Raw genomic sequence first — 8,936 nt, forward strand, 5'->3', positions numbered from 1 at the left:
TGGCCACCCAGATCGCCAACCTGCCCAGGCATCTGGGTATCCACTCCGGCGGCATGGTGATCTGCGACCGCCCGATCGCCGACGTGTGTCCGGTGGAGTGGGCCCGGATGCCCGGCCGCAGTGTGCTGCAATGGGACAAAGACGACTGTGCGGCAATCGGTTTGGTGAAGTTCGACCTGCTCGGGCTGGGTATGCTCTCGGCGCTGCACTACGCGCAGGACCTGGTGGCCCGGCACCGGGGCATCGAGGTGGACCTGGCCCGTATCGACCTGTCCGAGCCGGCGGTGTACGAGATGTTGGCACGCGCCGACTCCGTCGGCGTGTTCCAGGTGGAGTCGCGTGCCCAGATGGCCACCCTGCCGCGGCTGCGGCCTCGCGAGTTCTACGACCTGGTGGTGCAGGTGGCGCTGATCCGCCCCGGGCCGATTCAGGGCGGGTCGGTGCATCCCTACATCCGCCGCCGCAACGGCGTCGACCCGGTGACCTACGAGCATCCGTCGATGGCTCGCGCGCTGCGGAAAACGTTAGGGGTACCGCTGTTTCAGGAACAGCTGATGCAGCTGGCGGTGGACTGCGCGGGTTTCTCGGCAGAAGAGGCCGACCAGCTGCGCCGCGCCATGGGATCCAAGCGATCTACCGAGCGGATGCAACGGCTGCGGGCCCGGTTCTACGGCGGCATGCGTGAGCTGCACGGCATCACCGGCGAGGTGGCCGACCGGATCTATGAAAAGCTGGAAGCCTTTGCCAATTACGGGTTTCCGGAGAGCCACGCATTGAGCTTCGCGTCGCTGGTGTTCTACTCGGCGTGGTTCAAGCTGCACCATCCGGCGGCGTTCTGCGCCGCCCTGCTGCGAGCCCAGCCGATGGGCTTCTACTCGCCGCAGTCGCTGGTGGCCGACGCCCGCCGGCATCACGTGGTGGTGCACGGCCCGGATGTCAACGCCAGCCTGACACACGCAACGTTGGAGCACGCGGGAACGGCGGTCAGGCTGGGACTGGGCAGTGTCCGTCATATCGGAGACGAACTCGCCGAGAAGCTGGTCGGGGAACGAAACGCCGGCGGGCCGTTCGTCTCGCTGGCGGATCTGACTTCCCGGGTACAGCTTTCGGTGCCGCAGGCCGAAGCGCTGGCCACCGCCGGCGCTTTTTCCTGCTTTGCGATGTCGCGGCGGGAGGCGCTGTGGGCGGCCGGGGCGGCCGCCACCCAGGGTCTCGGCCACCTGCCCGGAGTCGGCGCCCCCTGCATCGGCGGGTCGCACATCCCGGCGCTGCCCGGAATGAGTGAGATCGAATTGGCCGCCGCAGACGTGTGGGCCACCGGCGTCTCCTGCGACAGTTTCCCGACCCAGTTCGTCCGCGCTGACCTCGACGCACTCGGGGTGATCCCCGCCGAGCAGCTGCTGAGCGTGCCCGACGGCACCCGGGTGCTGGTCGCCGGGGCGGTGACCCATCGGCAGCGGCCCGCGACCGCGCGCGGGGTGACGTTTGTCAACCTCGAAGACGAGACCGGAATGGTCAACGTGCTGTGCACGCCGGGAGTGTGGGTGCGGCACCGCAAGCTGGCACAGACCGCCGCAGCGCTGCTGGTTCGCGGGCAGCTCCAGAACGCCAGCGGGGCGGTCACCGTGGTGGCCGAGCGGCTGGGCTCGATCACCCTGGCGGCCAGATCCCGCTCGCGCGACTTCCGCTAGTCGCCGAGCGTGAAGCTGTTGCGAGATCTGCGCCGATTTTTCGCAACAGCTTCACACTCGGCGCCAACGATTAAACTCCCAGCCATGACCCTCAACCTTTCTGTCGATGAAGTCCTGACCACGACCCGATCGGTACGCAAACGACTCGACCTGGATAAGCCGGTACCGCGCGAGGTGCTGATGGAGTGCCTGCAGCTGGCGCTGCAGGCGCCCACCGGCTCCAACGCGCAGGGCTGGCAGTGGATGTTCGTCACCGATCCGGTGAAAAAACAGGCGATCGCCGACATCTACCGCGCCAACGCGCTGCCGTACCTGGACCTGCCCAAGCCCGAGTATGCCGACGGCGACGTCCGGGGTGAGCGCATGCAACCGGTCACCGACTCGGCGCGGTATCTCGCGGAGAACATGCAGGAGGTTCCGGTGCTGATGATTCCGTGTCTGGAGGGCCGGGTGGAGCAGGCGCCGTTGGGCATGAGCGCGTCGTTTTGGGCGTCGCTGTTCCCGGCGGCGTGGAGTTTCTGCCTGGCGCTGCGCTCCCGCGGGCTGGGTTCCTGCTGGACCACCCTGCACCTGCTCGAAGACGGCGAGAAGCAGGCCGCCGAGGTGCTCGGCATCCCACACGACAAGTACAGCCAGGGCGGGCTGTTTCCGGTCGCCTACACCAAGGGCACCGACTTCAAGCCGGCCAAGCGGCTGCCCGCCGAGCAGCTCACCCACTGGGACAGTTGGTGATTTATACCCCTTTGGGTTGAGGTTCATCACCGTGTCGAACAACTTCTCGGTGACGTCGCTGAGCTTGCTGTAGGTCGGCGACATGCCGGCGTTGTTGACCAGTACGTCGAGCTTGCCGAAGCGGTCGTACACCGCGTCGACCAATCCGTCGAGCTCGTCCCACCGGCCCACGTGGACACCGTAGGGCATTGCGGCGCAGCCGGTTTGGCCTTCGATCTGCTTGGCGGTGGCGACGCAGACGTCGTACTTGCGACTGGCGACGACCACGTCCGCGCCGCAGCATGCCGCAGCGTGCCGCGGCGAAGGCCATCTCGCGGCCCAGCCCACGGCTGCCGCCGGTGATCAGAACCACCCGATCGGTCAGATCGAAGAGGTCGTCGGCGTATCCCATGTCAGCAACCCTTCCTCGGGTGGGCATTGGAGAATAGTATTCTCCGCGGTTGCGGCCATTCGCCGTTCTGGACGCGATGCGAAAGGGGCGACATGGCCGGACCGCTGGAGGGCATCAAGGTCGTCGAGCTCGGCGTGTGGGTCGCCGGCCCGGCGGCCGGGGGCATCATGGCCGACTGGGGTGCCGACGTGGTCAAGATCGAACCGCCCACGGGTGACCCCGCGCGGTTGTTCGGCCGGATGCTGGGCCTCGGTGACGACGACAACCCGCCGTTCCAGATGGACAACCGATCCAAACGCAGCATCGTGCTGGACCTGACCACCGACGGCGGACTGGCGACAGCACGCCAATTGCTCTCCACCGCAGATGTTCTCATCACCAACGTGCGACCCGATGCGCTGCACCGGCTGGGTCTCGATTACGGCGCGGTGGCCGAACTCAATCCCCGACTGGTGTACGGACTCATCACCGGGTATGGCGAGACGGGGCCCGAGGCCAACCGCCCGGCCTACGATGTCGCCGCGTTCTGGGCCCGCTCCGGGGTCGCCGGCCTGCTGACGCGCCCCGGCGACACCCCGCCGTTCCAGCGCGGCGGCATGGGCGACCACGTTACCGGCATGACGCTGGTCGCCGCGATCAACGCCGCCCTGGTCGCCCGCGCTCACTCCGGTCAGGGCCAGCTGGTGACCACCTCGCTGTACCGGCAGGGCACCTACACCGTGAGCTTCGACCTCAACACGTTCCTGCTGACCGGTCGGCCGATCGCCATCGGTCAGCGCGAGTCGATGGGCAACCCCTGCATGAACAACTACCTGGCCGGCGACGATCGCCGGTTCTGGATCGTCGGGCTGGAGGCCGACCGGCACTGGCCGGCCTTGTGTCTGGCGGTGGACCGGCCGGAGTGGTTGGGCGACAGCCGGTTTGCCACCGCCCGCGACCGTGCGGCCAATGCCAGTGAGCTCATCGGGATGCTCGACGGGATCTTTGCGACCAAGCCGTTGGAAGAGTGGGCGAAGATCTTCGGTACCGAGCCCGATCTGTTCTGGTCGCCGGTGAATTCGATGGCGGATGTGCTCGGTGACGAGCAGTTCTACGCCGCGGGCGGGCTCGTCGACGTGCCCGACGACGGCGGGTCGATGCCGATGGTGGCCACCCCGGCGGACTTCCACGGCACCCCGTGGGCCCCACGATCGGCTGCCCCGGGGCTCGGTGAGCACACCGAGGAGATCCTGGCCGAGTTACGTCAGCGCTGAGTGGCGGACCACGGTGTGCACGAACCCGGACGCCTCGACCACCGGCGCGCTGATCTCGAGCGGGTGCGGCGCGGTCTTGCCACGTCGGGAACTCGAACGGAGGTGCGTGTTGCTGGTTCCGGACCCGGATCGGATCATCGAGGTGCTCGATCACGGAGTTGTTTGTTTGCAGCCCAACGGAAACCGATATGGGTGACTTTACCGGACCCCTTGGCCGCGGTGGCGGCCGTGGCAGCGGTGCTGGTGGTCACCGTTGCGGGGATCGCCCTCGCGCTGGTCGCCGTCCTGCGCCGAACCGCCGCCCGGCCGACGTCGTCCACGTCCAGCCCGCAGCGCGCCCTGTCGTGACGCGGCGCATCTCGGCGTTCGTCGGCTTCTGGTACGACTTCGTCGTCGGCGACGACTGGCGCGTCGCGGTCGGGGCCGTGGCTGCGCTGGCGCTGACGTACGCCCTGAGCCGTACCACGGGTGTCCCGACCTGGTGGGTGCTGCCGGCCGCCGTGCTGGTCCTGCTTCCGCTGAGCCTGCGGCGCGTCGCCCGCCACAGCCGGCCCGAACCACCCGCTGAATAGACGTGCGACGGCCGCAGGCAGGTGAGCTCGGCACCCGGCGGGGCGGAGGATTCTGAACGCGCAGTGTGAGAGCGGAGCCCCTGACACCGTGGCCCCATCTGCGGATGGAATCGGTCGCCTGAACTCGCGGGCGATCAACGCTGACAAGTCGACTCGGCCAATCAAACCGGCTGGGCCCTCACATTCGATCGCGCTGATCGCCCGCGCCGGCGCCACCTTGACCTGATCAGCCCGCACAGCGGTGGGGCGAACGCTCGGATCGAGGACGGCACCGCACCAACCGCGTCACCTTGCGGGCCCCCAGTCAGATCATCGGCCGGGGCCACGCTCGAAGCAGACGGACGGCCCGTTCGGCGTCAGTCACCGGCATTCGGCCTCCCGTGGTCGTGCTCGTCGAATGTCTAGCCGGTTGTACGGTAGTTGCACTGCGTTGGATTTAGACCGATTTATACCGCCCCGGCGAACCCGTGCTGACGCCACGCCTCGTAGACGGCGACCGCGGCCGCGTTGGACAGGTTCAGTGACCGCCGGCCGGCCAGCATCGGGATGCGCAGCTGCGCGCTGACGTGCTCATCGGCCAGCACCTCCGCCTCCAGTCCGGCGGGTTCGGGCCCGAACAGCAACACGTCACCGGCCTGGTAGCGCACGTCGGCAAACGATGTGCTCGCCTGCGCGGTGAAGGCGAACACCCGGGCCGGACCCAGCGCTTCCCACGCCGCCTGCAGCGACGGGTGCACCGTGACCGACGCCAGGTCGTGATAGTCCAGCCCGGCGCGCCGCAGCTTGGGTTCGGACAGGTCGAAGCCCAGCGGCTCGACCAGATGCAGCTGCGCGCCGGTGGCCGCCACCATCCGGATGGCGTTGCCGGTATTGGGTGCGATCCGTGGCGAGCAGAACATCACGTTGAACACAGCACAGCCCTTCGAAACGTCGTCGATGGCTTACACCCAAGCCGCCATATGCCCTACGTGATACCCTACATGGATGCAGAAAACGAGTGTCTACCTCAGCGCGGACGAAGTGGCGCGGCTCGCGACACTCGCCGAGCGAGAGAACACTTCGCGGGCCGAGGTGATCCGGCGCGCGATCAGAACCTACGAACCGTCGGGACGCGGCGATCGAAACTTCGCTGTGGTGGGCAGCGGCGAGGGCCCGGGTAATTCGGTCGCTGACTATTCGAAGGGCGAGTTACTCGACGGCTTCGGCGCATGACGATGGTCCTCGATGCCGCACCGCTGGTGGCAGTCGCGGATCGGCGTGACAGAGCCCAGGGGGCGATCGAGGCGCTCCTACGGGATGAGCCGGGGGAGTTGATCATCGCTGCGCCGGTCACCGCCGAAATCGACTACCTACTGGGCAAGCGTATCGGGCGGGACGCACGGCTTGCCTTCTTCACTGATCTCGCGGCCGAGCGGTTCCACACCGCATGCCTGGAGCCGACCGACTACCGGGTGATCGCAGACTTGGAACGACGCTATGCATCTCTCGACGTCGGATTGGCCGATCTGAGCACCGTGATCGCTGCCGCCAAGGCGGGCACCCGCAGGGTGCTGACGTTCGACGAGCGGCACTTCAGGGTTCTGCGCCCGCTCAACGGCGGCACATTTACCGTGCTGCCCGCGGATGCGTGAGGCCCGCGGACCCATGCAGGCGCGAAACCGCCGAGGACGTCCCCGATGGCGTAAACAATTTGCTCGCACGCCCATTTCAGGGTCCGGTGGGACCCCGCAAACTCTGTCTGTTCAGTAAGAAGTGTGGTGACCGCGGCTGCGGGCTGTCATACTTGTCGGGTTGCCATCGCCATAGCACGGGCCAACCACGGCTTGTGGAGCATCACTGACCCGTAACCGGCGGCGGTGTGCAGGAAGCCCAAACGAACGCCCATGAACGCCAATCAACGAGGCGCCGACAGTGAAACCCACCTGGACGGTCGGTACCGCGGCCGCGGACCGGTGACCCTGTTCTCCCACCCGGACGGGGTGGACGGCGTGGCACCGGCTCCCAAGGGCAGCCGCACCGGGCCGGACGCACCGCCCCGCCAGGCGGCCAAGCTGCCGAGGTGGGCGGTGCGCAATTGGCCGGTCCGCGTCAAGGTGCTGGCGATCGCGCTGCTTCCGATGGCGCTGGCGATCGCCTTCGGCGGACTGCGGATCTCGGGCGCACTGACCGAAGCCGGCCGGTTGCGGCTGGCCGCCGACCGCGCGGCGATGGTCCCGGCGATCACCGACTACATGTCGGCGCTGGGCAACGCGCTGGTGGCCGCCTCCTCCGGGGGTGACGCTCAGGGCGCGAACAGGGGCTACGAGAACCGCAAATACGAACTGCAGTCGCGGTTGGCGGACACCGACGTGGCGACCGACGTGCGGTCCGGAGTCACCACTTTGCTGGACCGCGGCCAGGGCCTGCTGGACGCGGTGTTGGCGAACAGCATCGGGTTGCGAGACCGGGTGACCGGCTACGTGCCGATCCTGATGACCGCCCAGGACGCGATCAACGGGTCGGTGCGTCTGGACAATGAACGGATTCGGGCGCAGACCGAAGGCTTGAGCCGGGCGGTCGGCGCACGCGGCCAGATGATGATGCAGCAACTGCTGGTCAACCGGGGCGGCGAGCTCCCCGAGCCAGACCTGCGCACCGCGATGATTACTGTGGCCGGCACCGAGCCGTCGACGTTGTTGGGGATGAACCAGGTGCTCGGCGTCGACTCGCCGGACGCCAAGAAGCTGCAGCAGCAGCTGGTGACCCGGATGGCGGTGATGTCCGACCCGACCAGTGTGCTGCCCGACAACCCGGTGCTGGCCGACTCGATACGCAGCACCGACGCGATCGCCGCGCGGGTGATCGAGCACACCAGCGGGTCGGTGATCCAGTCGGTGGAGGGCCAGGCCGCCGCCCGGCGCAACGCCGCGATCGGCGACATCGTCTTGGTGCTGGCCGCGATCGGGCTGGCGCTGGTGGCGGTGTGGCTGGTAGCCCGATCGCTGGTGCGGCCACTGCGCACCCTGCGGGACGGCGCCCTGCAGGTCGCCCACGCCGACCTGGAGAGCGAGATCGCCCAGGTGCGGGCCGGCTCGGCTGGTTCGGAGCGGGACCCGGCGCCGCTGCCGGTGCACACCACAGAAGAGGTCGGCCAGGTCGCGCACGCAGTCGACGAGCTGCACGCCCAGGCACTGCTGCTGGCCGGTGACGAAGCGAGGTTGCGGCTGCTGGTCAACGACATGTTCGAGACCATGTCGCGGCGCAACCGCTCCCTGGTCGACCAGCAGTTGTCGCTCATCGACCGGTTGGAGCGTGACGAGGACGACCCGGATCGCCTGGACAGCCTGTTCCGGCTGGATCACCTCGCCGCCCGGATGCGCCGCAACGGCGCCAACCTGCTGGTGCTGGCCGGCGCACAGATCTCGCACGAGAAGGGCCGATCGGTGCCGTTGGCGACGGCGATCAGCGCGGCAACCTCCGAGGTGGAGGGTTATCGCCGGGTGGAGACCGCGATGGTGCCCGACGTCATGGTGGTCGGCGCTGCCACCGGCGACGCCATCCACCTGTTCGCGGAGCTGATCGATAATGCGCTGCGCTATTCGCCGGCTACGGCGCCGGTCCAGGTTTCCGCCGAATCCGCCGCCGACGGCGGGGTGCTGGTCGAGATCGTCGACTCCGGGTTGGGAATGACCGACACCGACCTTCGTATCGCCAACATGCGGCTGAGCGCCGGCGGTGAGGTCACCCCCGAAAACGCACGGCACATGGGCCTTTTCGTGGTGGGCCGACTGGCGCACCGGCACCGGATGCGGGTGTGGCTGTGGCCGACGTCGCCCGCGGGGCGGGGCATCACCGCCAGGGTGTACCTGCCGCCGAGCCTGCTGGTCGGTGGCACGGGTGGCATGGGTGGCATGGGAGGCATGGGAGGCAGCGAAGGCAGCGAGCCGGCGCCGCGCCGGGTGCCGGCGCCGGCGCCCACGCAGGTTGTCGACGAACAGGCCGGCGGTGCGGGAGCCGCACGGGGCAACGGCTCCCGGGCGGGCGAGCCCGCGATCTCGCTGCTGCCGCGGCGCAGCCCGGGATCCAGTGGTATCACCGGAGCGCCCGCCGAACCACCGGCAGTCGACGGTGCCGGGCGCTCGCCCGCCGAAGCCGCGCCGGCACCGCCGGCCGGGCCGGCCCCGCTGATCGCGTCGGCACCACCGGTTCCGCCCGCCGGGGCCCACGTCGAGGACGTGATCTACCAACGGATGATGTCGGAGTGGCTGGTCGACCCGCACGAGTTGGGCCGCAGCGCCGACCTGGACTGGAAGTCGGT

General features: G+C 68.5%; 9 protein-coding genes and 1 pseudogene. 8 read left to right on the top strand and 2 right to left on the bottom strand.

Annotated features, from left to right (window positions below):
* On the top strand, positions 1-1,691 hold a 1,691-nt coding region (locus AC2VON_RS06775; RefSeq protein WP_486952253.1), incomplete at its 5' end, for a helix-hairpin-helix domain-containing protein.
* Between the two features lie 84 nt (positions 1,692-1,775).
* The gene (locus AC2VON_RS06780; RefSeq protein WP_486952254.1) at positions 1,776-2,423 is read left to right on the top strand and encodes a nitroreductase family protein; all 648 of its coding nucleotides are present in this window, start codon (positions 1,776-1,778) and stop codon (positions 2,421-2,423) included.
* 5 nt (positions 2,424-2,428) lie between these two features.
* Here AC2VON_RS06780 and AC2VON_RS06785 read toward each other — a convergent pair.
* Positions 2,429-2,814: pseudogene (locus tag AC2VON_RS06785) on the bottom strand (SDR family NAD(P)-dependent oxidoreductase); the annotation flags it as partial.
* Positions 2,815-2,906: 92 nt separating this feature from the next.
* Here AC2VON_RS06785 and AC2VON_RS06790 point away from each other — a divergent pair.
* From AC2VON_RS06790 to AC2VON_RS06800, 3 genes are all read left to right on the top strand, one after another.
* Positions 2,907-4,067 carry a CaiB/BaiF CoA transferase family protein gene (locus tag AC2VON_RS06790; RefSeq protein WP_486952255.1) on the top strand — a complete coding sequence of 387 codons (1,161 nt, stop codon included), beginning with the start codon at positions 2,907-2,909 and terminating at the stop codon, positions 4,065-4,067.
* 192 nt (positions 4,068-4,259) lie between these two features.
* Positions 4,260-4,415, top strand: a complete 156-nt coding sequence (locus tag AC2VON_RS06795) for a hypothetical protein (protein ID WP_486952256.1) — start codon at positions 4,260-4,262, stop codon at positions 4,413-4,415.
* Positions 4,412-4,639 carry a hypothetical protein gene (locus tag AC2VON_RS06800; RefSeq protein ID WP_486952257.1) on the top strand — a complete coding sequence of 76 codons (228 nt, stop codon included), beginning with the start codon at positions 4,412-4,414 and terminating at the stop codon, positions 4,637-4,639. The genes AC2VON_RS06795 and AC2VON_RS06800 overlap by 4 nt, the downstream gene beginning before the upstream one ends.
* A gap of 446 nt (positions 4,640-5,085) precedes the next feature.
* On the opposite strand, the gene AC2VON_RS06805 is transcribed toward AC2VON_RS06800, so the two are convergent.
* Positions 5,086-5,538, bottom strand: a complete 453-nt coding sequence (locus AC2VON_RS06805; RefSeq protein WP_486952260.1) for a tRNA (cytidine(34)-2'-O)-methyltransferase — start codon at positions 5,536-5,538, stop codon at positions 5,086-5,088.
* Positions 5,539-5,623: 85 nt separating this feature from the next.
* Between AC2VON_RS06805 and AC2VON_RS06810 the strand changes: the two genes are divergently transcribed.
* The 3 genes from AC2VON_RS06810 to AC2VON_RS06820 form a co-directional block, all read left to right on the top strand.
* Positions 5,624-5,851, top strand: coding sequence for a ribbon-helix-helix domain-containing protein (locus AC2VON_RS06810; protein ID WP_486952258.1), 228 nt, complete (start codon positions 5,624-5,626; stop codon positions 5,849-5,851).
* Entirely contained in the window at positions 5,848-6,270 is a 423-nt protein-coding gene (locus tag AC2VON_RS06815; RefSeq protein ID WP_486952259.1) for a PIN domain-containing protein, read from the top strand. Before AC2VON_RS06810 ends, AC2VON_RS06815 begins: the two co-directional genes overlap by 4 nt.
* 327 nt (positions 6,271-6,597) lie before the next feature.
* Positions 6,598-8,936, top strand: a 2,339-nt coding sequence (locus AC2VON_RS06820) for a sensor histidine kinase (protein ID WP_486952261.1), incomplete at its 3' end; no start/stop codon positions are given.

The organism is Mycobacterium sp. TH-M82 (assembly GCF_057473605.1).

What these genes read in the sequence shown, in the direction of transcription:
- AC2VON_RS06780 (WP_486952254.1), top strand. Translation starts at nt 1,776, where the DNA reads ATGACCCTCAACCTTTCTGTCGATGAAGTCCTGACCACGACCCGATCG.
- AC2VON_RS06815 (WP_486952259.1), top strand. Translation starts at nt 5,848, where the DNA reads ATGACGATGGTCCTCGATGCCGCACCGCTGGTGGCAGTCGCGGATCGG.
- AC2VON_RS06810 (WP_486952258.1), top strand. Translation starts at nt 5,624, where the DNA reads ATGCAGAAAACGAGTGTCTACCTCAGCGCGGACGAAGTGGCGCGGCTC.
- AC2VON_RS06790 (WP_486952255.1), top strand. Translation starts at nt 2,907, where the DNA reads ATGGCCGGACCGCTGGAGGGCATCAAGGTCGTCGAGCTCGGCGTGTGG.
- AC2VON_RS06805 (WP_486952260.1), bottom strand. Translation starts at nt 5,538, where the DNA reads ATGTTCTGCTCGCCACGGATCGCACCCAATACCGGCAACGCCATCCGG.